The following is a 23,322-nucleotide window of genomic DNA, read 5'->3' on the forward strand; positions in this document are numbered from 1 at the left end:
TCTCCCTCCATGTCTCAAAACACCTTTCCTGTCCTGAGCCCCGCAGCCTTGCGCGAGCGCTTGTCCACCCGCAACGAGATTGCCGTCATCGATGTGCGCGAAGCCGGCTTGTTCGCCGAAAAGCATTTGCTCCTTGCAGTGAATGCACCGCTCTGGCGCTTGGGGCAACGCATCGACGACCTGGTGCCGCGTCGCTCTACCCCTATCGTGCTGGTCGATCTGGACGGCAGCGCCCTGCAAGTGGCGGCCGAGAAGCTGCAGCGCCTGGGTTACACCGAACTGAGCATTCTCGAAGGTGGCACCCTGGGTTGGGAAGCCGCTGGCTATGAGGTTTTCACGGGTGACAACGTGCCCAGCAAAGCCTTGGGCGAAGTCATCGAAGTGCAAGCGAAGACGCCGCACATCGATGTCGCCACGTTGAGAGCCAAGCTGCAGGCTGGTGAGAACCTGGTGATTGTCGATGGCCGCACGCCAGAGGAGTTCTACAACTTCAGCTTGCCAGGAGCGCACAGCGTCCCCAATGCGGAGCTGCCTTATCGTATCCGCGAACTGGCGCCAGATCCGAAAACCCTGGTCGTTGTGAACTGCGCAGGCCGCACTCGCAGCATCATTGGCGCGCAGACACTTCTGGATGCCGGCATTCCCAACCCGGTGGTGTCGCTGCAAGACGGCACCATGGCCTGGCTTCTGGCAGGCCACGAGCTCAAGCACGGCCGTCGCACCGCTCTGCCCGAGCCTGGCGCGCAGCACCTGGAAGCCGCTCGGGAGAAAGCACGCGCGCTGTCACAACGCTCGGGGGTGAAGACCATCGATGACGCCCAGTTGGCCGCCTTTGCCCAAGACGACAGCCGCAACCTTTATCGCCTGGACATTCGCACGATCGACGAATACCGCTCTGGCCATCTGCCAGGCTGGCGCTGGGCACCTGGAGGTCAGTTGGTGCAGGCCACTGACGCCTATGTAGGCACCCTCCATGCGCGCGTTGTGCTGGCCGACTGGGATGGCGTGCGTGCGCACAGCACGGCTGCGTGGCTGGTGCAGTTGGGTGCGTACGAGGTGTATCTTTATCAACCTGCGACGCAGGCCGCGCTGGAAACGGGTGATCCGGCCTATCGCCTCTTGCACGACCCTGAGTACCCTGCTGCCCCAACGGTTTCAGTGCATGACGTGGCCGGTTTGCAGCAAAGCGCCCATGCCCAAGTCTTCGATGTGGACCACAACCACGCCTATGGCAGGCGACATATCTCCGGCGCACGCTTTGTAGCGCCGAGCCGTGTGTTTGACGTCGTGCGCAATCTGAAGTCAGGCACGCCCGTGCTGCTGACCTCGCGTGACGGCGTGCTCGCGCAAATACTGGCTGCGGCGCTCCGCGCACAAGGTGCCGATGCCAGGTCCATCCTTGGGGGCAACCGCGCATGGTTCGAAGCCGAGCTCCCCACCGAAACAGGGCGCGAAGGGATTCTCTCGGGTCATGACGACTGGCCTTTCACAGGCTATCTCGCCACTGACCTGGCCGAACGTGATCACGACTTCCGTACGTACCTGCAGTGGGAATTGGACCTGGTCGCGCAACTTGAGAAAACCGGCGGTGAAGCACCCTTCAAAGTGCTGAGCCAAGCTGCTTAAGCACTGGGCATCGGCAAGCACGGCTTATATAAAAATTAATTAATTGGTTCACATCACACTACGCAACTTCACACTTCGGGTGCAATTGATGTCAAACTCTGTTACATCGGCATGCAATTGCATGCCGCACAGGAGGATGGCAGATCATGGCAACGAAGATCGAACAGGTCAGCGCCGGGCGCGACCGCTCCATCGCGCTTGACAGCAATGGGCAAGCGTGGGGCTGGGGAAGCGTCAAGGTACTGGGCGCCAAGTTGCCACCTGGCTACCCAGGTGATTTGTGTTTATCCAACCCTACGGAGATAGGCCATAACCGGTATGCGCAGCCGGTGCCGCAGCGCTTGAATCCCCCAAGCCTCCCATTTGCGCTGGTGGCTGACGGCCATGCCGACACCATCGCTGTACGCGCGGAAGGACCGGTCTTGTCTTGTCGCCCGGTGGTGTCGCCTGAAAACGGCATACAGCGCGCACCGATCGCTGGTGTGCCTGCGTCGCCCACCCAGGTCGTGCAGACGGAATCGGCCACCATCGCGGTGTACGCCGATGGCACCGTCTGGTCTTGGGGCATGCGTGTGCAGGGGCAGTTGGGGCGCGTTAGTGATGGACTGGTTGCACAGCCCGCCCGCATTCAAGCGCTGCCTCCCATTGCTTTGCTGGCTGCTGGGCATAGCCATGTCATGGCGCTGGACCGCAAAGGCCACGTATGGACCTGGGGCGCCAACGCTGCTGGACAATTGGGCCAGGGCGATCTTCTCGAAAAATCCCTGCCGCGCAAACTGGACATACCCGCGCGCATAACGCGCATTGCGGCGGGCGACACTCATAGCCTTGCGGTCGACGAAGCCGCTCGGCTATGGGCCTGGGGCTCCAACCACTACGGACAAGCCGGAGATGTCAGTGCACGCCATCTCACACGCCCTACCCGCGTAGGAACCCGGTTTCCGGTCGCCCAGATCGACGGTGGCATGTTCTACACGGTGGCCACTTCAGTGCATGGTGATGTTTTCGCCTGGGGCTGGAACGGCCTGGGGCAATTGGGCGCTGAGGCACCTTCGGCTTCCGCGCGTCCGGTGCGCCTGGCCGGCCTGCGCCGCGTCACGCAGCTGTCCGCTGGGGTCGGGCATGTGCTGGCGCTCAGCGACCAGGGTGTGCATGCATGGGGAAATAACCGTTGTTCAGCCTGCGGCGACTTTCCATCGATACAGGTTCAGCCTCGTCCCCACCTCCTGGCATTTGCTTGAAAGACGGCACCATGATCGAATCAAATTCACCCAAAGACACCCATCCGGCGCTCAATCAACCGCGCCGGCGTGCAGCTCTTCAATGGATGTTCACTCTGGCGACCGGGACAACGATGTTGCCGCTAGCGGGTTGCGGCAGCGCAGGCGACGACGGCACCGAAGACACCTTGCCTGAACCGCAAGTTTTGACATCCGCGAATGGCAAACTGGAGATGGAGCTCAACGCTCAATACACCACGCAAACTTTGGACATTGCGCAAGTTCAGGATCCTGCATACCCCGGCAAGGCGACGCCAACTCAAACCCATTTGCGCAGTTTCAACGGCCAATACGCGGCCCCGACACTCATAGTCAACCAGGGAGACACGCTCAGAATTCTGCTCAACAACCGGCTGCCTGACAACACCCGGCAAACGGGCGTGGAATACCTCAACTTCCAGAACAGCACGAACCTCCACTTCCATGGCCTGCATGTGGATCCACGCGAGATCCGCCCTGGCGTGTTTGGCGACTACGTGGTCGACACAGCGGAGGGCGGCGTATTGCCTGGAAAGAGCAGGCAACATGAGTTGGCCATTCCTGCGGACCACCAAAACGGAATCTACTGGTATCACCCGCACTTGCATGGCTCGTCCAACGGACAGGTCTCCAGCGGCATGTTCGGCGCCATCATCATTCGCGACCTGTCAGACCGGTTCATCACCTCGCCCGACATTCGTGAGCGCGTGATCTTTGTACACAAGCTGAATTTGAACGAGGCGGGGCGCACGGACTCCTTCAAGGATTCTGTCAACGCCCCGACATCGGCCTTCCTGCTCAATGGTGCCTATCAGCCGACCATTGTGATGCGACCCGGCGAAGTACAGAACTGGCACTTGATCAACTCGTCTTCGTTCTACCCATTCAACCCCGTACTGGACGACCACACGCTCTGGGCGTATGCCAAGGACGGGAACGTCTACGATCGTCTGTTCAAGCCGATGAACGCGGGCAACGCAAGCCAGTTCACTGACGCCAACTGGCCAGGCAATGCACTCTTTCCTGGTAACCGCCATTCCATTGTGGTGAAAGCCAGTGACACACCCGGGACGTATTACTTACGTGCCGTGAAGGCACCCTCGAGTGAGGTTGACGAAGAAATCGTGGCGCGCATCGTGGTGGAAGGCTCACCCGTCGACACGCCAATGCCTTCCGCATCGGACCTGCCCAGATACAAGGACCACGAGGCGATCACCGACCAGGAGCTGGCGGCCCATGGAGGCAAGCAGCGCAATCTGGTCCTGGCCGTGCTCAACAAGGATGATGACCGGATCTTGAAGCCTATCCCGGAAGGTGAGGATTGGTTCGTGCCCCCCGAAGAAGGCTTCATGGCCAACACGGTCTTTGCGGCGGGCGCAGTGGGGGCCAAGCTCGTGCCGTTTCAGTCGTCACTCACGGTCACTCAGACGGTGGCGCTCGAAGCCGTCGAGGAATGGACCATCCATAGCCTCAATGGATATCCGCATCCGTTTCACATTCATGTAAACGACAGCTACATCGTCAGGGTCAACGGCCTGCCTATCACCCCGTTCTGGGCAGACACCATTCCGGTCCCCCCCAATGGGAACGTGACATTCCGCATGCGATTCGCAGACTTCAAGGGCAAGTTCGTCTGGCACTGCCATGCGCTCGACCACGAAGACATGGGCATGATGCAGTTGGTCGATGTCGTCGCATGACAGTGGGCGTGTTCGGTTCAGCGCTTTGTTGGGCCTGAAGCGCCGAGCAGGACAGCTCGCCCCCAACAGTACTGGGGGGGCGCTGCGAGGCAATCAGCTTTCGGGGGTGAATCCGGACGCCTTGACCACTGGGCCCCATCGCAGGGTTTCAGCCTGTATCCGCTTGGCAAACTCTGTCTGGTCAAGCGTGTAAGGATCAAAGCCTGCTTTTTCCAAAGACTCTGCGACCACCGGTTCCTTGACGGCTGCGATCGCATTGGCGTGAAGCTTGTCGACCAGGGCCTGTGGTGTTTTCGCAGGAACAAAAAGGCCATACCAATCCACGCCAGTCACTTCGCCGAAACCCAACTCTGCGAAAGTAGGCACCGCGGGAAGAAAGCGCGAGCGCTTCTCGCTGGTGACGGCCAAGGCACGCAGCCTTCCATTGGCAATGTACTGGGTGACATCGCCCATCACCGCCATCGAACTGGGCAGATTCCCACTGATCAGATCCGGCACCACGGCAGCCATACCTCTATAGGCCACGTGCGTCAGTTGAATGCCCGCTTGCTTCTGAAATACCAGGCCCTGGAAATGCATGATGGACCCCGCGGCAGGTGTGCCGTAAGACCCTGCCGAAGGATTCGCCTTGGCCCAATCAATGAATTGGCTCAAGGTTCGCACCGATTCCGGTACGCTGGGCCCCACAACGAACACCTGCGCATTGGAGCAAATCGGGGTCACCGCTTTCAGATCCTTTTGAGGATCGTAGGAGAGCTTGCTGTAGACGTGCGGAAAAATCACGATGGGTGAAGATGGAGACAACACCATCGTTCCACCATCAGGCGCAGCGTTCTTCACAGCTTCATTCGCAATGCGTCCACCCGCTCCCACCTTGGACTCGACAATCACGGTCTCGGCATAACGGCCCTTGAATTGATCTGCCAGCCGGCGGGCAATCACGTCCAGGGTACCGCCAGCGGCAAAACCGACGTTGATGCGGCTCGGGCTAGGCTGGGCCCACACCGGAATGCCAGACAGCGCGGCCGAGCCGGCCATGCTTTGAATGAGGACTCTGCGAGATAAAGACATGGACCACCCCTCCGTTTTGAAAGCTTGAGCTGGCGCAATCACCCGTTCACCGCTGATCTGGCCAATTTGGCCAACGCGAACCGCAGCGCTCGAAAGCCACCACCGCGATGATGATGCTGCAGGACATGCGGTGGGGCGCAATAGCCGCGGTTGTTCGGCCAGTGTGAAATACGACGAACACGTACTATGCGGGACGCATCCTCCTGGCCGAAATAGGTATCAACCCCTATTCGATCGCTATATCCATGAGGCTGGATCGGGTTCTCAAAAAATATGAGGTTCTACGCAATTCATCTCATATGCTAGGACCCCACCTAATAGTCTAAATTTCCATCCAGCCCGGTTTGGCCCGCATGCCCCGCACTCGTCCAGCTCGAAACGTGCCTTCCAATCGCTCGCCGCAAGGCGTGACGAAAGAAGTTCAATCCATCCTGGACAGCTTCCGGCTCGAAGACGTGCCATCTCATCTGCTGCGACGTGCCCATTTCAAGGCGGAGGAGATTTTCGCGCACACGTTCTCGGAAGAAGGCGTCACGCCGCGGCAAAAAGCTACGCTGGTGCTGCTCCATCAGGAGCCCGGCCTTAATCAGAACGCCCTTTCTGCGCGCCTGGCCATGGACCGTAACACCGTCGCGGATATGGTGCGCCGCATGTGCAGCAGTGAATTGATTGAGCGCAGGGCTTCCCCGGTAGATGCGCGCGCCTATGAACTCTTTGTAGCGCCCGCAGGCGTGCATTTGCTCAACAGGATCATGCCGCGTGATGCAGCCGTAGAAGATCGTCTTCTCACGTGCTTGCCGCAAGAATACCGGGCTCTCTTTGTCAAATGCCTGCGCTTGATCGCAGAAGATGTACATGAACGCCCCTCCCCGGCAACGGCCAAGACCAAGTGAAGCGCTCAGCGGGCAGCCGCGGCGCTCGCTACTGCATGCACCCGTGCATCTGCGGCACAATCCCAGCCATGACCGCTAGACAAGCCACGGGAAGGTGTGCCATATGAAGGCAATATTCGGTTTTTTGGGCTTACTCATCGCGCTGGCGATTGTCGTGACCGTCGTCAAACAGCAAATGGGCAGCGTCAGCAAAACACTGGGCGAGCCAGCCTCGACTGCCCAGGGTGAATCGGTGCGTGTGCAAGGCCAAGCGGTTCAGCAACAGTTTCGACAGGCGGTCGAAGCGGCCATGGTCCCTGCCCGCAGTGCCTCTGAAGAGCAATAGGAAGAGCGGCCTCAGATTCCGCTCATGCAGGCAACGGCCCGGACCACAATGGCCCAGAGCATTCAGGCCATGTGCCGCGTCAGCGACTCTCAGCCTCCGGACTGAGCACATAGCCGTAGCGCACAGGCAAATCCCCCGCCTGCACCGATTCAGGCATCCAGTCGCCGCGCTCGACAGCCTCCGCAGCATGCAGGACGTCTTGTGTATGGACCAGGCCCAAGCCTTTATCTGTCACCAGAAATACGCGGCCCGACTCATCCGTCAAAGCTTGCTGGACTTGAACGGATTGGCCCGTGTGTGAGTGCACCAAGCCATTCTCGTGCACTCTCCAGACCCAGGGGGCAGCCTCCAACTCCACGTAGACGCGTTGAGGACCATTCTGGAAGAACCACCGACCGGCGTCATCCGCCTCGTAATTGCGCTCAATGAAAGCGATGAGCTTCTCATGTTGCAGAAGTTGTCCCTTGGCGCCCTCGACCCCACTGGTAAAGCCGCCCAGTGCCTGAGCCTGATCATCACGCATGTACCAGTTGCCGCGCGCATCCAGTCCCAACCAGCCAAAACAATTCGGCACATTGGGCCACTTGGCCATGGCCTGTTTCACAATGTCGTCCATACTCCCATGATAGACGGCATGGAATGGATCTGTTGTAGTCCTTACCCGCTTCCAAGTTGTGCCAGCAACCAGCCACCCACGGCTCCTGGAAGCCAGAACACATTGCCCGGCGGCGCAGCGCCTTGAGGAAATCCCACGTGGCCGCCCTCATCGGGTTGCCAAAGAGTCACGTAGGCCCCCACTTCGTCTTTCCCTGGCAGACTGGCAGCAGGCACGAAGGGATCGTTTTTTGCGTTCAGTGCAAGGGCCGGAACCCGGATATCGGCCAGGTGCGGTTTGGCGGAGGCGCGCCTCCAGTAATCTTCGACCCCTGCAAATCCGTGCAGCGGTGCAGTGAAGAGGTCGTCAAAGGCGTAAAGGTCACGCGCCGAACGCAGGCGAGCGGAATCGAACAGACCGGGGTGCTGCGCCAGCTTGTCGTAGGCCTTGGCCTTCATGGTGCGCAGGAACATGCGGGTGTAGACCTGCCGATTGAAGCCCCGGCCTATCGCGTGCCCGCCCGCCGCAAGGTCCAGCGGTGAGCACACGGCCGCGACCGCGCTCACACTGCTGGAAGCCGAGGTGCCAACCTCACCCGCCCAACGCAGCAGTGCGTTGCCGCCCAGGGACACGCCCACCGCCAGTGTGGGCCCACCGCCACGCGCGGTATGCCAGGTGCGCAGGCGTGCGAGGATCCATCCAATCTCTTCCACATCGCCCGAATGGTAGGCACGGGGCGCCCGGTTGATCTCGCCAGAGCACCCCCGAAAATGGGGCACAGCAAATGCAAGCCCGTGGTCACGGGCCCAATCAGCGAATGCTTCTGCGTAATGGCTCCGAGAGGAGCCTTCCAACCCATGGAACAGCACGAGCAAAGGCATGCCGGGCTTGCACGAGCCATGATCAAGAAAATCCACGTCCACAAAATCGCCATCTGGCGTTTCCCAGCGCTCTCGCTGGTACTCCACGCGCGGCCCGCTCACGCGGCGCCCAAAAAGTGCTGGCCATATGGTCTGAAGATGGCCGCCTGGTAACCAGGGCGGTGCGCGGTAGCTCGTCAAGATATCAGGATCAAGTTGGGGCGTGCTAGTGCAGCAACTGTCCTGGCACCGTGGCTTCTGCCACTTCAGCTCGTCCCGGGCTGGCATGGTGAGCCACCAGGCGCCAGCCTTGAGCGGTCTTCAGAAAGACATTGGTTGCAACAGCCCAAGCGTGCTGCTGCCCTTCCGCCGTCTGGACGTCAATGCGCTCCAGAACGCTGTGCACGCTGGCCGAGAGCGATTCGACTTTGCGCGTGCGCTCAACCGTGACACGAATTCTGCCGCCGGTGAGCATGGTTTCGAAAGATGAACGGATGGCGGCGGCGCCCACCACACGTGCACCCGCTGGGTGAACGCAAACAATGTCGTCTTCATCTGCCCAGCAGGCCATCAACTGCTCAATGTCGCCCGCTTGCAGGGCTTCATAGAAGGCCGCTTCAACATCGTCGGCAGAGGCCGCCATCTCGGCAGGCCGGTAGCGTGGCTTAGGCATGGCAGGAATGGAAAAGTGCTGCGATTGGTGCCGTGAATCCTTGGATTGCGAGTATTCAGGCCAGATGTGTGGAATTTGTCCCAGGGACGGCGTTGTCCCACAAACAAAAACCTTAACCTATGATAGCTTCTCCGATGCTCCATTTTTTGGCGAGAGAGGACTTCATCATGAGAAACTGGCTTTTCAAGGCCGTCGGTGCCCTGACCCTGCTGCTGAGCCTGACCGGCTGCGGCTACAACGACTTTCAACGCCTGGACGAGGGCACCAAGTCCGCCTGGAGCGAAGTGGTTAACCAGTACCAGCGCCGCGCAGATCTGATCGACAACCTGGTCAACACCGTCAAAGGTGAGGCTAAGTTCGAGCAAGATACCCTCAATCAGGTGATTCAGGCCCGCGCCAAGGCCACCAGCATCCAGGTCACGCCTGAAACGCTGAACAACCCCGAGGCGTTCAAGCAGTTCCAGGCGGCGCAGGGCGAGTTGTCTGGTGCTCTCAGCCGTCTGCTGGTTTCAGTGGAACGCTACCCGGACCTGAAGGCCAACAAAGCCTTTGCTGACCTGCGCGTGGCACTGGAAGGTACAGAAAACCGGATTGCAGTGGCCCGTGACCGCTACATCAAGGCGGTACAGGAGTACAACGTGCTGGCGCGCAGCTTCCCCACCAATCTGACAGGCATGATTTTTGGCTACAAGCCCAAGGAAAACTTCACCGTCGCCAATGAAGCGCAGATTTCCAATGCGCCGAAAGTTGACTTCGGCACTTCGCCAACCGCGCCAGCATCCAGATAAATTGGCGCGCACGCCAATCCCTGATCCGGATATGCCCTCTTCCATGATGCTCCGAGTTCTGCTCGCGCTGGTCTTCGTACTGGGCATGGGCGGCATTGCCAATGCACAGCCGCTGCAAGCGGTGCCGGCCCTGACTGCACGCGTCGTGGACACCTCCGGGACGCTGGACGATGCGCAGAAAGCCGGACTGGAAGCCAAGCTCAAGAGCCTCGAAGACGAAAAGGGGTCGCAAGTTGTGGTGCTGCTGGTGCCCACTACGGCGCCGGAAGACATTGCGGCATACGCCCAGCGAGTAGGCGACACCTGGAAGATCGGCCGCAAGGATGTGGGCGACGGCCTCATTCTTCTCGTGGCAGTCAAAGACCGGCGGGTGCGCATTGAAGTGGCCAAGACCTTGGAAGGCGCGGTGCCAGATATCGCTGCCAGCCACATCATCAATGAGGCCATCACTCCATTCTTCCGTCAGGGTGACTATGCCGGCGGCGTGAACGCGGGGGTAGACCAGTTGTCGGCACGCATCCGCGGAGAGGCATTACCTCCGGTGGTGATCAATGGGACGCCCTCCTCGCAGGGCATTGGGGGCGGCTTCAGTTGGGTAGAGGGGGCCATCTTTCTATTCGTCGCTTTCCCCATCATCAGTGCCTTCGCACGCGGAATTTTTGGTCGCAAGCTGGGCGCGCTTGTAACCGGAGCGGGTGTGGGCGGCGTGGCGTTCGTGATCACTGCCAGCCTGGTCATAGGTATTGGGGCCGGTGTAGCTGCACTTGTCTTCGCTTTTTTCGCAAGCGCCTTGTCTGGCCTTCCTCGATCAGGGGGCCGAAGCGGCGGAGGCCCGATTTTTCTTCCCCCCAGCGGTGGCTGGGGAGGCGGTAGAGGCGGTGGTGGTTTTGGCGGCGGCGGCGGTGGCTTCAGTTCAGGCGGTGGTGGCAATTTCGGTGGCGGCGGTGCCAGCGGAAGTTGGTAAGGACGCCCATGAAAATCTCTGCCTTTAGCCGCGTACTGCGGCACCGCTGGATGGACGAGACCGATGCACACCGTGCATTGCCGCCCGACCTCCTGGAACGATTGCACCGCCGCGTGTCCGCAAGCGAACGCCGACACACCGGTGAGGTGCGCATCTATGTCGAAGGGTCGCTGCCGCTGAGCTATCTCTGGCGCCATTTCCGTGACAGGGTACCGATCGATCAGATCGTTCGGGAGCGCGCTGTCATGATGTTCTCCAAGCTGCGCATGTGGGATACAGCGCACAGCAATGGCGTGTTGATCTATCTTCTGTTGGCGGAGCACTCGATCGAGCTGGTCGCAGACCGGGGAGTCAACAGGCTTGTGCCGCCCAACGAATGGAAAGCCATGGTAGACCGCCTGGGCACAGCCATGCGCGAGAAGCGGTTTGAAGACGGTTTGACACAGGCACTTGAAGAAGTCTCCGCCGTTTTGGTTGAGCACTTCCCCAAAACGCCAGATGCCGATATGCCATCGGCGGCAGAGCGCATCAATCAACTTCCAGACGCGCCTGTGTTGCGATAAATCGTCGGGTGAAAAATAACGCGTTCTTGATAGATAACGCGTTCTAATAGGCGCATGAAACCCAATATTTCGTCGCGCCGTCAAATCTTCACAGCCATCCTCCTGGTACTGGCCGTTGGTGGTGGACTGGTTCGCTGGCTGGTTCCGCCGCCCTCTCTCGCGCGCGATCTGGGTACGCTGCTGTTGGTTCTGTGGTTGCCTATCGTAGGCAACATCATCGGCTGGCTCATGGGACGCGCGCGCGCGCCTAAAGTGGCCCCGCCCGGCTTTGCACCCAACGCCGACTTCGTGCCCTCGGCGCTGGTCGAAATCACCTTGCTTGCGGCAGCCACCCCTTCCGAAAGCCGGCCTGTGCGCGCCGGGTTGTTCCCTTGTTTGGTCGTGTTGGGCGAAGAGGCCTTCTCCGCGCGCATGCTGGTTCCCGTGGGCGCCGAACCCCTGCCTGAGGTGGCGCGGGAACTGCAGATGGAATTCCTGCGGCCTGAACTGGCCCTGCCCAAACTTCATACTGCCGGGGAATTCACCCTGCTGTCCGGTCGGAAGCTGCTCGGGCGGGGGCGCCTGCTCGCGACCCCGGCGACCTGAAAGGCCTGCCGGGTCCAGTGGGGACCTGCAGATGACATCGCGCGTTCCCACACAAGTCCGAATTCAAAGCCTCGTTTCGGGCAATTCGGGTAAATCCCAATCATTAGACAACTTAAGTTCGCCTCCAACAGGCGAAATTGAGGTGTAATGGTCTTGCAACAAAGTCAATCTTAGTTACATTGACCGCGTTTGTCTATGCTCCAGCCACTGACAGGAGAGACGAATGTGCACTCGCGTGGTGCACGTTCACTGTGTGAATGTTGTCTTACAACGTTCAGATACACGAATTGGATGCAATAGCTCCCATTCTGCCGTCGTCATGCTGGGCAAGGCCTCCGCCCCGCGCAGACGCTTTCAACGGGGGCGTGAGGATAATCCGATGAACTTCAATGTGGGCGACGTTCTTTCCCCGCGGTACGACATGCTGCTTGTCGTACTCTCCTACATCATCTCCGTCCTCGGCTCCTATGCCGCATTGGCTCATACGAAACGACTGTACCGACCCGACGGCACGATCAACCGTTCCATGGCCGCGGGCGCGGCAGTTGCTTTAGGCGGCGTCGGCATCTGGTCCATGCATTTTGTCGGGATGATGGGCTACCGGCTTCCATTGCGCGTGGTGTATGACGGTTTCTGGACACTCATCTCACTGATTGCTGCCATCGTTATCGCCGGAATCGCCCTGCTCCTCGCGGGCAGCGGCGGCCAATTCAGCAAGCGTGGCTGGCTACTTGGAAGCGTGCTGGCTGGCGTTGGCGTGTGCGTGATGCACTACATGGGGATGTACGCGATGAATCTCCGCGCCGATATGACGTTGGATCCCCTCCTGGTCTTGGTGTCGTTTGTGATTGCCTTCACTGCCTCGGCCGCGGCGCTTTGGCTGGCATTCCACGTGCGCAAGACCTGGCATCGTGTGCTAGCCTCGCTGACGATGGGATTGGCCGTCTGTGCAATGCACTACACCGGAATGCAGGCAGCGGAATTCGTCTGCGTTGCTAGCAAATCCCCTCCCATATTGAGCATCGGCGGCCACTATCTTTCGCAGTTGGTCTTCCTGGTGGTGGGCTTGGTGTTGGTATATCTCCTGTGGAACGTGCTCGCCCCGCCGGAGTCGACAGCCTCAGGCAACCGGAGCCTTGGGCGCATGAATGACGCGAGTCACGCCCTGCAGAAATAAGCACACGGCCAAGCCTCGGACTGGGGCGAACGTAAAAAAACCCTGCAGGGCGAGTGCAGGGTTTTTTACTTTCCGCTGGCTAGACAGACGTCCATGCCGGCTTTGACGGCTTGGACGCGTCTCAACTCAACGCTTTTGGCGGTACTTGCGCAATGCAGCAATCTGCGCAGCCAGCACAGCAAGCTCTGACGAGGCGCGAGCCATGTCAATCTCGCTCTTGGCGTTTTTCAGCGCTTCTTCCGCAGCAAGCTTGGCCTCATTGGCCTTCTCATCGTCCAGATCCTTGCCGCGAATAGCGGTGTCGGACAGCACGGTCACGTGGTTAGGCTGCACCTCAAGGATACCGCCGGCCACGAATACAAACTCTTCTTCCCCGCCCACCGTCTGAATACGCACTGAGCCAGGCTTGATGCGCGTAATGAGCGGTGTGTGGCGTGGGTAAATACCCAGTTCGCCAGCTTCGCCTGGGAGGGCAACAAACGTGGCCTCGCCCGAGAAGATGGACTCCTCGGCGCTGACCACGTCGACGTGAATGGTGTTGGCCATGTTATCTCCTGGTTAAACACAGTGCCCCGGTCCATGGAGAGAAAACCCCTCCGGTTGACCGGGTGCCCGATGCTGAACGCTGATTGAAAATCAGATCTTCTTGGCCTTTTCCATCGCTTCTTCGATGGTGCCGACCATGTAGAACGCTTGCTCGGGCATGTGATCGCACTCACCGTTCGCAATCATCTTGAAGCCGTTGATGGTGTCCTTGAGGGACACGTATTTTCCAGGAGAGCCCGTGAACACTTCGGCCACGTGGAATGGCTGGCTCAGGAAACGCTGGATCTTACGAGCACGTGCCACAGCCAGTTTGTCTTCTGGGCTGAGTTCGTCCATACCCAGAATGGCGATGATGTCGCGCAGTTCTTTATAGCGCTGCAGCGTCCCTTGCACTTGGCGGGCTACGCTGTAGTGCTCTTCACCAACAACCAGCGGATCCAGCTGACGGCTGGTGGAGTCCAGTGGGTCCACGGCAGGGTAGATACCCAGCGCCGCGATGTCACGCGAAAGCACCACGGTGGAGTCCAAGTGGGCGAAGGTGGTCGCTGGAGAAGGATCGGTCAAGTCATCGGCAGGGACGTAAACGGCCTGAATGGATGTGATCGAACCGACTTTGGTGGAAGTAATGCGTTCTTGCAGACGGCCCATTTCTTCGGCCAGAGTAGGCTGGTAACCCACGGCTGAAGGCATACGACCCAGCAGAGCGGACACTTCGGTACCGGCCAGCGTATAGCGATAGATGTTGTCCACGAAGAACAGCACGTCACGGCCTTCGTCACGGAAGGACTCGGCGATGGTCAAGCCGGTCAGCGCCACGCGCAGACGGTTGCCTGGAGGCTCGTTCATCTGGCCGTAGACCATGGCCACTTTCGACTCCCCCAGGTTCTCCAGGTTCACGACGCCGGAATCGGCCATCTCGTGATAGAAGTCGTTACCTTCACGGGTACGCTCACCCACGCCAGCAAACACGGACAAACCGGAGTGTGCCTTCGCGATGTTGTTGATGAGTTCCATCATGTTCACGGTCTTGCCCACGCCAGCGCCGCCGAACAGGCCCACCTTGCCGCCTTTGGCGAAGGGGCAGACCAGGTCAATCACCTTGATGCCGGTTTCCAGCAGCTCTTGCGAAGGGCTGAGCTCTTCGTAAGTAGGTGCCTTGCGGTGGATGGAGGCCGTTTTTTCCTGGGACACCGGACCGCGCTCGTCGATCGGGTTGCCCAGCACGTCCATGATGCGGCCCAGCGTAGCTGGACCGACTGGAACAGTGATAGGTTGGCTGGTGTTGGTCACCATTTTGCCGCGGCGCAGGCCGTCGCTGGAACCCAGCGCGATCGTACGCACAATGCCGTCGCCCAGCTGCTGCTGGACTTCCAGCGTCAGGCTGGTGCCGTCCATTTTGAGGGCGTCGTACACCCGGGGCATCTTGTCGCGTGGAAACTCCACGTCAACCACGGCGCCGATGCACTGAACGATTTTTCCCTGAACGCCAGCGTTCGATGTGATGTTCTCTTGAGCCATTTGTCTTGCTCCAATAACTTGTATGCGTTGTGAACCGTGTCAGACCGCCGCAGCGCCCGCCACGATCTCGGACAATTCCTGGGTGATGGCTGCCTGGCGGGTCTTGTTGTAGACCAGCTTCAGCTCGCTAATCACGTTGCCTGCGTTGTCGGTAGCGGCCTTCATGGCCACCATGCGGGCAGAATGCTCAGAAGCCATGTTTTCGGCTACAGCCTGGTAAGCCAGCGATTCGACGTAGCGCACCAGAAGCTCGTCGATGACGGTCTGCGCGTCAGGCTCGTAGATGTAGTCCCAGTCATGTTGCGTGCCGCTGGCACGCGTCTCTTCCTGCATCTTGCCATTCGACAGAGGCAGCAATTGCTCAAGCACCGCCTCTTGCTTCATGGTGTTGATGAAGCGGGTGTACGCGATGTAGACCGCGTTCAACTCGCCCTTCTCGTACTGGTCGAGCAGCACCTTGACCGGACCGATGAGCTTGTCCAGGTGGGGTGTATCACCCAACTGCACGACCTGCGAGACCACTCTGGCCCCGATGCGGGTCAGAAAGCCCAGTCCCTTGCTGCCGATGGCAGTCACGTCGACTTCGTTGCCGGCGCTTTGAAGCTCCCGCAACTTGGCCGTCACAGCGCGCAGCACGTTGGTGTTCAAACCGCCGCACATGGCCTTGTCTGTCGTCACCACGATCACGCCAGCCTTCTTGACGTCATTCACCTTCATGAAGGGATGGACGTAATCAGGATTGGCCTGACCCAGGTGCGCTGCGATGTTACGCACTTTCTCAGCGTAAGGCCGGGCCGCCCACATGCGATCCTGCGCCTTGCGCATCTTAGAGGCGGACACCATTTCCATGGCTTTGGTGATCTTCTTGGTGTTTTCCACCGATTTGATCTTGCCGCGAATTTCCTTACCGACTGCCATTGCGTTAGTCCTTTCGAGGAAGGATCAAGCGAAGGTTTTCTTGAAGGCTTCGATGGCGGCCGTCAGAGCTGCTTCCAGCTCCTTGTCCTTGTCGAGCGCCTTGCCGGCATCCATCTTGCTGAGCAGATCAGCATGCTTGTCCTTGAGGTAGCTGTGCAGACCTGACTCGAAAGACAGGATCTTGGCAACTTCCACGTCGTCCATGAAGCCTTTGTTCACCGCGAACAGCGTAGCAGCCATCAAGCTGATAGGCAGTGGGCTGTACTGTGCTTGCTTGAGCAACTCGGTCACGCGGGCACCGCGGTCGAGCTGCTTTTTGGTGGCGGCATCGAGATCGGAGGCGAACTGCGCGAACGCGGCCAGTTCACGGTACTGAGCCAAGTCGGTACGGATACCGCCGGAGAGCTTCTTGATCAGATCTGTCTGAGCGGCACCACCCACGCGAGACACCGAGATACCGGCGTTGATGGCGGGGCGGATACCTGCGTTGAACAAGCTGGTTTCCAGGAAGATCTGTCCGTCGGTGATCGAGATCACGTTGGTTGGAACGAAGGCAGACACGTCGCCGGCTTGCGTTTCAATGATGGGCAGTGCGGTCAGTGAGCCGGTCTTGCCTTTGACTTCACCCTTGGTGAAGGCTTCGACGTAGTCGGCGTTCACGCGAGCAGCACGCTCCAGCAGACGCGAGTGGAGATAGAACACGTCGCCAGGGTAGGCTTCACGGCCTGGAGGACGGCGCAGCAGCAGCGAAACCTGACGGTAAGCCACAGCTTGTTTGGACAGATCGTCATAGATGATCAAGGCATCTTCGCCGCGATCACGGAAGTACTCACCCATGGTGCAGCCAGAGTAGGCTGACACGTACTGCATGGCTGCAGACTCGGAAGCAGATGCTGCCACCACGATGGTGTATTCCATGGCGCCAGCTTGCTCCAGGGAGCGAACCACGTTCTTGATGGACGACGCCTTCTGACCGATGGCGACGTACACGCAGGTCATGTTCTGACCCTTCTGATTGATGATGGCGTCGATCGCGACAGCCGTCTTACCAGTCTGGCGGTCACCAATGATCAGCTCGCGCTGGCCACGGCCCACTGGCACCATGGAGTCAATCGACTTCAGGCCAGTTTGCACAGGTTGGCTCACCGATTGGCGCGCAATAACGCCTGGCGCGACCTTCTCGATCACGTCGGTCATCTTGGCGTTGATGGGGCCTTTGCCGTCGATAGGCTGACCCAGTGCGTTCACCACGCGGCCGATCAGTTCGGGGCCCACGGGCACTTCCAGAATGCGGCCCGTGCACTTGACGACGTCGCCTTCGGAGATGTGTTCGTATTCACCCAGGATCACGGAGCCGACGGAGTCGCGCTCGAGGTTCAGGGCGAGGCCGAAAGTGGGAACACCAGCGGCGGTGGCTGGGAATTCCAGCATCTCACCTTGCATGGCGTCAGAGAGGCCATGAATACGCACGATGCCGTCGGTCACCGACACCACGGTGCCCTGGTTGCGCACGTCGGCGCTGACACCCAGGCCCTCGATGCGGCTCTTGATCAGTTCTGAAATTTCTGCGGGATTGAGTTGCATGACTCTTTCCTTGTCCTAAAGGGTTGTATCGAGGAGCCTGGCGCCTGATGATTGCATCAGGCCGTCAGAGCCATCTTCATTTGTTCCAGGCGGGCTTTTACCGAGGTGTCCAGCACCTCGTCACCCACCTTGACGCGTACGCCACCGATCAGCGCCGGATCGATTTGCACCTGGGCCTGCAGTTTGCGGCCAAAACGCTTTTCGAGCGTAGTAACCAAGCTGTTCAGCTCAGAATCATCAATCGGGAAGGCGCTTTGAATCAGTGCGTCCGAACTGCCGCTGACCGCATTGGCCAGATCACGGAACTGGCGTGCCACTTCGGGCAGCGCAGCAAGGCGTGAGTTGTCGATGATGGCGCGCAGGAAATTCGCGCCACGCTCTGGCAACGAATTCTTGAGCACGCCAGTGACGACTTCAAACACCTGACGGGCATTGACCCGAGGATCAGCGGCGAACTGCAGCAGCTCATCGCTGGCCGCCGCGCCCGCCAGCCCATCCAGCCAGGACTGTGTCGCGGCCAGATCGGCACGCGAGACCTGGAACAGGGCTTCAGCGTAGGGTCTTGCAATGGTGGCGAGTTCTGCCATAGACGTTTTCCTTTGGGCGAGCTTTGAGGATCAGAGCTCGGTCTTCAGGCGTGTCAGCAGATCAGCATGGACAGTCGGATTGACTTCCTTGCGAAGAATCTGCTCGGCGCCTTTAACGGCCAAAACAGCCACCTGCTCGCGCAAAGCCTCACGGGCCCGCACCACCTGTTGCTCGGCATCAGCCTGGGCAGCAGCAACAATCTTGCTGGCTTCCTCATTGGCTCGCACCTTGGCTTCTTCGATGATGTGCTGCGCACGGCGTTCGGCGTCAGCCAAACGTGCCGAAGTCTCATTGCGCGAACTGGCCAACTCCTGCTCGACGCGCGAATTGGCCGCGGCGAGTTCGGTTTTGGCTTTGTCGGCGGCAGCGAGGCCGTCGGCGATTTTCTGAGCCCGCTCGTCCAGTGCCTTCGTGATCGGTGGCCACACGAACTTCATCGTGAACCAAACCAGGATCGCGAAAACAACGGCCTGCAGGAACAGGGTCGCGTTGATATTCACAGTTCGACTCCTTTCAGTCTAGAAAGGCCAGCCGCTTAACCAAGGGTGAAGGGGTTAGCGAATGCGAACAGCAGGGCAATAGCAACACCGATCAGGAAGGCGGCGTCGATCAGACCAGCCAAAACGAACATTTTGGTTTGCAGTTCGTTCATGAGCTCAGGCTGACGTGCAGAAGACTCGAGAAATTTTCCGCCCATCAATGCGATACCGATGGAAGCGCCGATAGCGCCCAAGCCGACGATCAAACCACAAGCCAGTGCGACGAGGCCGAGAACGTTTTCCATGATTGCTCCTAGAGAAAAAAGAAAGAATGGTTAAAGGAAAAGAAAAAACGAAACTAGATCACAAGACCAGACACGGACTCAGTGAGCGTCGTGCGACTGACCCACGTAAATCAGCGTCAGCATCATGAAGATGAACGCCTGCAGCGTAATGATCAGGATGTGGAAGATTGCCCACACAGAACCCGCAATCACGTGCCCGATACCCAGCCAGAAACCGCCCGTGAGGGGGTTGAATTGCCAGGCCCATACGCCGCCCATCAAGGCGATCAACATGAAGACGAGTTCGCCGGCAAACATGTTGCCGAACAATCGCATGCCGTGCGAGACGGTCTTGGCGACATATTCGATGATCTGCATCAACAGGTTGATGGGCCACAGCACTGGGTGCGCGCCGAAAGGCGCAGTCACCAGCTCATGAGACCAGCCGCCCAGGCCTTTGATCTTGAGGTTATAGAACAGGCACACCACCAGCACGCTCAGGGAAAGACCCAGCGTAGTGGAGAGATCCGCAGTAGGGACCACGCGATGGTAGGCATGGCTATCGCCAACGGCCGCCTGATAACCCAAAGGCAACAGATCCACTGGCAGCAGATCCATGGCGTTCATCATGAAAATCCAGAAGAACACCGTCAGTGCCAGAGGCGAAACGAGTTTGCGGCTCTTGGCATTGTGAATCACGCCCTTGGCCTGATTTTCCACCAGCTCAGCCAGAATCTCCACCGCCGCCTGGAAGCGCCCAGGCACACCAGAAGTGGCCTTGCGAGCAGCCAGCCACAAGAGCCAGCAACCCACAGCACCCAGAAGAACAGACCAGAACACCGAGTCCGCATTGAACAGACTGAAGTCGATGATCGACTTCTGTTTGACGGGCTCGAGATTGAAATTTAACTGCAAGTGTTGCAGGTGATGCTGGATATATTCACCAGCAGTCTGCCCTTGCGCGCCTTCAGCAGCCATACGTTACCACTTATCCAAAGGTCAGTTCATCGGCACAGTTGACCGGCGTTTCACCGACATCAACCACATAGCCGCCCAAGCGGCCTTGATAGTCACCACAAATCCGGCCAACAAAGCCAGCCATTGCACTTGCGCCAAGATCTTCGGCGCCGCCAGCAGTAACGCCAGCGTCAATACAATTTTGATCCCCTCCCACACCATCAGCGCCGTCAAGGCACTTGCAGCATTGGATTCGATTCGCATCCGGCGAGCCACCATGCGGGCAAACAGCACCGCGGGCAACCACGCAGCCAAGACACCATACCCAGCGGACCAAACCACGGACACAGCACCCCTGGATACAAACCAGGCCACCACCACAACCATCAGCCCCATCCCCGCTTGCACCCAGACCACCGGCCAGGGAGACAAAGGAGGATGCTCAGCTCGCCATTGGCGAGCTTCTTCGGCACTCAGAGGCTTGAAATCCTCGGGGGTGACTCCATCTGCATTTTCAGCAGGCAGGGGCCTCGCCTTGACGGGTGCTATTGTGACCATTTCCGCTTTCGAGCAAATGACAGCCGATTTCTTGCGGTTACCCACAATTGACTGCAATCTTCCGCTGCGACTGCAAAGCCTCTTATTATAGGGTTACTCCGAGGGTAATCCGTCGGTTTCCTGAAAAACGGTTAACTTGCCGCAACACTTGGGCTTGAGCCCAGGGGGTAGTGCGCGGCTTTTTTTCTCAGAAGCCGTTTGGAAGCGCTTTCAACATACCCAATGATCGCCCCTCCCATTTGCCAGAGTTTTCAGGCGGTGTTCACGGGAAAAGCAAGATTGTTTGCCATGCGTACGCATACCCATCCCCGGCACGGTCCGGTGAAGACCTGCCGTGGCGCAACAACATCAGCTCGATTGACAGCCTGGCACGACTCGCGCCCTGCTCTATACGACAATTATCGTGCACCTCGGCGCACCCCCGGCAGCCTGAGCCATTCTATTCTTCAAGAAAGTTCGATATGACCACTCCTGCGTCCCCCCCTCAAGACGGCGGCACCGGCCCATCGGCGGAGTTGCCGCCGGAAGACATCAAGCTCACGCCCGAAGCGCGCGAGTCGCTTATTGAGTACCCCAGTGCATTCCCCATCAAGGTGGTGGGCGTCAATGAAGAAGGGTTCGTGCACGCTGTGACCCATATTGCCAAGCAATTTGATCCGGCTTTCGATGCTACTAATATAGAACTCCGCGAAAGCGGGGGCGGCAAGTATTTGGGCGTCACCATCACGGTTACCGCGACAAGCCGCGAGCAGCTCGATGAGCTGTATCGCACATTGTCGACCCACCCCTCTGCCAAATGGGTGCTTTGATGAGAGCGGGCGTGCAGGCCACGGGGCTTGCGACCGCATCCTCCTGACCATGGAACAGGCGATCTAGCATGGACGTCACCTACCTGGGACGGGTCGAATACGCACCCACATTCGAAGCCATGAAGCAGTTCACTGCTTCGGCAGCGAATGCCCCATCCGACCAGCTTTGGATTTGTGAGCATCCCGGTGTATTTACCCTGGGCCTGGCGGGCAAGCCCGAACACGTGTTGGCGGCAGGCGACATCCCAGTCGTGCCCACGGACCGAGGCGGCCAGGTCACCTACCACGGACCCGGGCAAGTGGTCGCCTATCCTCTTATTGACTTGAAATCACGCGCCATCTTCGTCAAGGAATACGTGCACCGACTGGAGGAGGCGGCGATTCGCACCTTGGCCCATTTTGGAGTCACCGGGCATAGACTGGCTGGCGCACCGGGTATCTATGTGCGCCTGGACGACCCTTTCAGCCATGCCATGCTCACCCAGCGCCCGCAGCATCGAGTGCCGGGCTCACCACCGCCCCAACCGGATTTCACTGGCTTGGGGAAAATTGCCGCTTTAGGGATCAAGGTGAGCAATCACCGCGCCTACCATGGCTTGTCCCTGAACGTAGGAATGGACCTGGAACCCTTTTCGCGTATCAACCCTTGCGGTTACTCCAACTTGACAACCGTAGATCTTTCTACAATTGGCGTATCTGCAAGCTGTGAAGATGCCGCCCACGAATTGGCCAAGCAGCTCACCCGCCTACTGCAGGGTTAGAAAGAAAGTCTCATGTCCACCACCACCCTCGGCCCCAATGCACCCGTCGTGCGCGAAGCACAGCCCGCTGGCGCCTATGACGCCACTGCCAAGCAAAAGGCCGGCGCCAAGCTTTCCCGCATTCCGATCAAGGTGCAAAACGACGGCCCGGCGTTGAAAAAACCTGACTGGATCCGAGTCAAGGCGGGCAGCCCGAGCACTCGGTTCTACGAGATCAAGGATATTTTGCGCAAGAACAACCTGGTGACCGTGTGCGAGGAAGCCAGTTGCCCGAATATCGGTGAATGCTTTGGGCATGGCACGGCCACATTCATGATCATGGGAGACAAATGCACGCGGCGGTGTCCGTTCTGCGATGTGGGTCACGGCAGGCCTGACCCACTGGATCCCAACGAGCCGGCCAACCTGGGCAACACGATTGCCCAGCTTCGGCTGAAATATGTGGTGATCACCAGCGTCGACCGGGATGACCTCCGTGATGGCGGAAGCCAGCATTTCGTCGACTGCATTCGCTCCACGCGCGAAAAATCACCGGGCACACAGATCGAGATTCTCACGCCAGATTTCCGCGGCCGCGATGACCGGGCGCTGGAAATCCTGAAGGCCGCTCCGCCAGATGTGATGAACCATAACCTCGAAACCGTGCCGCGCCTGTACAAGCAGGCACGGCCAGGCAGCGATTACGCGTTCTCGCTCAATCTTCTCAAGAAGTTCAAGGCGCTTCACCCATCTGTTCCCACCAAGAGTGGCTTGATGGTAGGCCTGGGAGAAACTGACGAGGAAATTCTGCAGGCCATGCGCGATATGCGCGATCACGGCGTGGAAATGCTCACCATTGGGCAATATCTCGCCCCGTCTTCAGCCCATATTCCGGTGCAGCGCTACGTCCATCCTGACACCTTCAAGATGTTCGAGGACGAGGCCTACAAAATGGGCTTCACCCATGCAGCCGTGGGTGCCATGGTGCGCTCGAGCTACCACGCAGACAAACAGGCAGAGGCTGCAGGCTTACAGGTCAGCTAGCCGAAGCTGGTTGCGTTTTGCGTTCTTTAAATGAAACGGGGACGCAGAGAAAGGCATACAGCCGGAAGTTCAGATCAGCCGACCATCGCTCCCGATTTCAGAGCACGCAGATTCTCATCACCGCTAGGGCGTGTTAACACTAAATTCACCCCCGCGTGAGGCACTGGCGAGCCGCAATCAAGGCGCAAACCGCAGTCGGGTTGGACACCCGGCGAGGT

General features: G+C 59.1%; 26 protein-coding genes. 13 read left to right on the forward strand and 13 right to left on the reverse strand.

Annotated features, from left to right (window positions below; all coding sequences use genetic code 11):
- The first annotated feature begins 9 nt into the window (after positions 1 to 9).
- The 3 genes from ABIE13_RS25305 to ABIE13_RS25315 all read left to right on the forward strand — a co-directional run bounded on the left by ABIE13_RS25305 (position 10) and on the right by ABIE13_RS25315 (position 4,585).
- On the forward strand, positions 10 to 1,626 hold the full coding sequence (locus ABIE13_RS25305; protein ID WP_354448687.1) for a rhodanese-like domain-containing protein: 1,617 nt from the start codon (positions 10 to 12) through the stop codon (positions 1,624 to 1,626).
- A gap of 146 nt (positions 1,627 to 1,772) precedes the next feature.
- Positions 1,773 to 2,867 (forward strand): RCC1 domain-containing protein, encoded by a 1,095-nt coding sequence (locus tag ABIE13_RS25310; protein WP_354448689.1) that lies wholly within the window; start codon positions 1,773 to 1,775, stop codon positions 2,865 to 2,867.
- A gap of 11 nt (positions 2,868 to 2,878) precedes the next feature.
- Positions 2,879 to 4,585 (forward strand): multicopper oxidase family protein, encoded by a 1,707-nt coding sequence (locus tag ABIE13_RS25315; protein ID WP_354448691.1) that lies wholly within the window; start codon positions 2,879 to 2,881, stop codon positions 4,583 to 4,585.
- Between the two features lie 93 nt (positions 4,586 to 4,678).
- On the opposite strand, the gene ABIE13_RS25320 is transcribed toward ABIE13_RS25315, so the two are convergent.
- Positions 4,679 to 5,656, reverse strand: coding sequence for a tripartite tricarboxylate transporter substrate-binding protein (locus ABIE13_RS25320; protein WP_354448693.1), 978 nt, complete (start codon positions 5,654 to 5,656; stop codon positions 4,679 to 4,681).
- 353 nt (positions 5,657 to 6,009) lie between these two features.
- Between ABIE13_RS25320 and ABIE13_RS25325 the strand changes: the two genes are divergently transcribed.
- A complete protein-coding gene (locus tag ABIE13_RS25325; protein WP_354448695.1) occupies positions 6,010 to 6,549 on the forward strand; it encodes a MarR family winged helix-turn-helix transcriptional regulator in 540 nt (179 codons plus the stop codon).
- A gap of 103 nt (positions 6,550 to 6,652) precedes the next feature.
- Positions 6,653 to 6,874, forward strand: a complete 222-nt coding sequence (locus tag ABIE13_RS25330) for a hypothetical protein (protein WP_354448697.1) — start codon at positions 6,653 to 6,655, stop codon at positions 6,872 to 6,874.
- Positions 6,875 to 6,953: 79 nt separating this feature from the next.
- Here the strand turns inward: ABIE13_RS25330 and ABIE13_RS25335 are convergent, their stop codons facing one another.
- From ABIE13_RS25335 to ABIE13_RS25345, 3 genes are read right to left on the reverse strand one after another with little or no spacing between them, the layout of a single operon-like run.
- Positions 6,954 to 7,490, reverse strand: a complete 537-nt coding sequence (locus ABIE13_RS25335) for a DUF2946 family protein (RefSeq protein ID WP_354448699.1) — start codon at positions 7,488 to 7,490, stop codon at positions 6,954 to 6,956.
- Between the two features lie 41 nt (positions 7,491 to 7,531).
- A complete protein-coding gene (locus ABIE13_RS25340) occupies positions 7,532 to 8,530 on the reverse strand; it encodes a YheT family hydrolase (RefSeq protein ID WP_354448700.1) in 999 nt (332 codons plus the stop codon).
- 25 nt (positions 8,531 to 8,555) lie between these two features.
- On the reverse strand, positions 8,556 to 9,002 hold the full coding sequence (locus ABIE13_RS25345; RefSeq protein ID WP_354448702.1) for a YybH family protein: 447 nt from the start codon (positions 9,000 to 9,002) through the stop codon (positions 8,556 to 8,558).
- 167 nt (positions 9,003 to 9,169) lie between these two features.
- Here ABIE13_RS25345 and ABIE13_RS25350 point away from each other — a divergent pair, with 167 nt between their 5' ends.
- The 5 genes from ABIE13_RS25350 to ABIE13_RS25370 all read left to right on the forward strand — a co-directional run bounded on the left by ABIE13_RS25350 (position 9,170) and on the right by ABIE13_RS25370 (position 13,079).
- Entirely contained in the window at positions 9,170 to 9,790 is a 621-nt protein-coding gene (locus ABIE13_RS25350) for a LemA family protein (RefSeq protein ID WP_354448703.1), read from the forward strand.
- Between the two features lie 43 nt (positions 9,791 to 9,833).
- A complete protein-coding gene (locus ABIE13_RS25355) occupies positions 9,834 to 10,754 on the forward strand; it encodes a TPM domain-containing protein (protein WP_354448705.1) in 921 nt (306 codons plus the stop codon).
- 8 nt (positions 10,755 to 10,762) lie between these two features.
- Positions 10,763 to 11,317 (forward strand): TPM domain-containing protein, encoded by a 555-nt coding sequence (locus ABIE13_RS25360; RefSeq protein ID WP_354448707.1) that lies wholly within the window; start codon positions 10,763 to 10,765, stop codon positions 11,315 to 11,317.
- Positions 11,318 to 11,371: 54 nt separating this feature from the next.
- Positions 11,372 to 11,902, forward strand: a complete 531-nt coding sequence (locus tag ABIE13_RS25365) for a hypothetical protein (protein ID WP_354448709.1) — start codon at positions 11,372 to 11,374, stop codon at positions 11,900 to 11,902.
- A 379-nt stretch (positions 11,903 to 12,281) separates the two neighbouring features.
- Positions 12,282 to 13,079 (forward strand): MHYT domain-containing protein, encoded by a 798-nt coding sequence (locus tag ABIE13_RS25370; RefSeq protein ID WP_354448711.1) that lies wholly within the window; start codon positions 12,282 to 12,284, stop codon positions 13,077 to 13,079.
- Between the two features lie 126 nt (positions 13,080 to 13,205).
- Here the strand turns inward: ABIE13_RS25370 and ABIE13_RS25375 are convergent, their stop codons facing one another.
- The 9 genes from ABIE13_RS25375 to ABIE13_RS25415 all read right to left on the reverse strand — a co-directional run bounded on the left by ABIE13_RS25375 (position 13,206) and on the right by ABIE13_RS25415 (position 20,511).
- Entirely contained in the window at positions 13,206 to 13,625 is a 420-nt protein-coding gene (locus ABIE13_RS25375) for a F0F1 ATP synthase subunit epsilon (RefSeq protein WP_354448713.1), read from the reverse strand.
- Positions 13,626 to 13,715: 90 nt separating this feature from the next.
- Entirely contained in the window at positions 13,716 to 15,143 is a 1,428-nt protein-coding gene (atpD, locus tag ABIE13_RS25380) for a F0F1 ATP synthase subunit beta (RefSeq protein WP_354448715.1), read from the reverse strand.
- Positions 15,144 to 15,182: 39 nt separating this feature from the next.
- Positions 15,183 to 16,061, reverse strand: coding sequence for a F0F1 ATP synthase subunit gamma (atpG, locus tag ABIE13_RS25385; RefSeq protein ID WP_354448717.1), 879 nt, complete (start codon positions 16,059 to 16,061; stop codon positions 15,183 to 15,185).
- Between the two features lie 24 nt (positions 16,062 to 16,085).
- A complete protein-coding gene (atpA, locus tag ABIE13_RS25390; RefSeq protein ID WP_354448719.1) occupies positions 16,086 to 17,645 on the reverse strand; it encodes a F0F1 ATP synthase subunit alpha in 1,560 nt (519 codons plus the stop codon).
- 56 nt (positions 17,646 to 17,701) lie between these two features.
- Positions 17,702 to 18,232, reverse strand: coding sequence for a F0F1 ATP synthase subunit delta (locus tag ABIE13_RS25395; RefSeq protein WP_354448722.1), 531 nt, complete (start codon positions 18,230 to 18,232; stop codon positions 17,702 to 17,704).
- Between the two features lie 30 nt (positions 18,233 to 18,262).
- On the reverse strand, positions 18,263 to 18,733 hold the full coding sequence (locus ABIE13_RS25400) for a F0F1 ATP synthase subunit B (protein WP_354448724.1): 471 nt from the start codon (positions 18,731 to 18,733) through the stop codon (positions 18,263 to 18,265).
- A gap of 35 nt (positions 18,734 to 18,768) precedes the next feature.
- Positions 18,769 to 19,017 carry a F0F1 ATP synthase subunit C gene (gene atpE, locus ABIE13_RS25405; RefSeq protein ID WP_028603996.1) on the reverse strand — a complete coding sequence of 83 codons (249 nt, stop codon included), beginning with the start codon at positions 19,015 to 19,017 and terminating at the stop codon, positions 18,769 to 18,771.
- Between the two features lie 78 nt (positions 19,018 to 19,095).
- Positions 19,096 to 19,974: a F0F1 ATP synthase subunit A gene (atpB, locus tag ABIE13_RS25410; protein WP_354448726.1), complete on the reverse strand. Its 879-nt coding sequence runs from the start codon at positions 19,972 to 19,974 to the stop codon at positions 19,096 to 19,098.
- A gap of 21 nt (positions 19,975 to 19,995) precedes the next feature.
- Positions 19,996 to 20,511 (reverse strand): ATP synthase subunit I, encoded by a 516-nt coding sequence (locus ABIE13_RS25415; RefSeq protein ID WP_354448728.1) that lies wholly within the window; start codon positions 20,509 to 20,511, stop codon positions 19,996 to 19,998.
- 461 nt (positions 20,512 to 20,972) lie between these two features.
- Between ABIE13_RS25415 and ABIE13_RS25420 the strand changes: the two genes are divergently transcribed.
- From ABIE13_RS25420 to lipA, 3 genes are all read left to right on the forward strand, one after another.
- Positions 20,973 to 21,320 (forward strand): YbeD family protein, encoded by a 348-nt coding sequence (locus ABIE13_RS25420; protein WP_354448730.1) that lies wholly within the window; start codon positions 20,973 to 20,975, stop codon positions 21,318 to 21,320.
- Between the two features lie 68 nt (positions 21,321 to 21,388).
- On the forward strand, positions 21,389 to 22,081 hold the full coding sequence (gene lipB, locus ABIE13_RS25425) for a lipoyl(octanoyl) transferase LipB (RefSeq protein ID WP_354448732.1): 693 nt from the start codon (positions 21,389 to 21,391) through the stop codon (positions 22,079 to 22,081).
- A gap of 12 nt (positions 22,082 to 22,093) precedes the next feature.
- Positions 22,094 to 23,104, forward strand: coding sequence for a lipoyl synthase (gene lipA, locus ABIE13_RS25430; RefSeq protein ID WP_354448734.1), 1,011 nt, complete (start codon positions 22,094 to 22,096; stop codon positions 23,102 to 23,104).
- Positions 23,105 to 23,322: the final 218 nt, after the last annotated feature.

The sequence above is a fragment of the Ottowia thiooxydans genome, from assembly GCF_040548795.1.
In the GTDB taxonomy this organism is placed as follows: domain Bacteria; phylum Pseudomonadota; class Gammaproteobacteria; order Burkholderiales; family Burkholderiaceae_C; genus Ottowia; species Ottowia thiooxydans_A.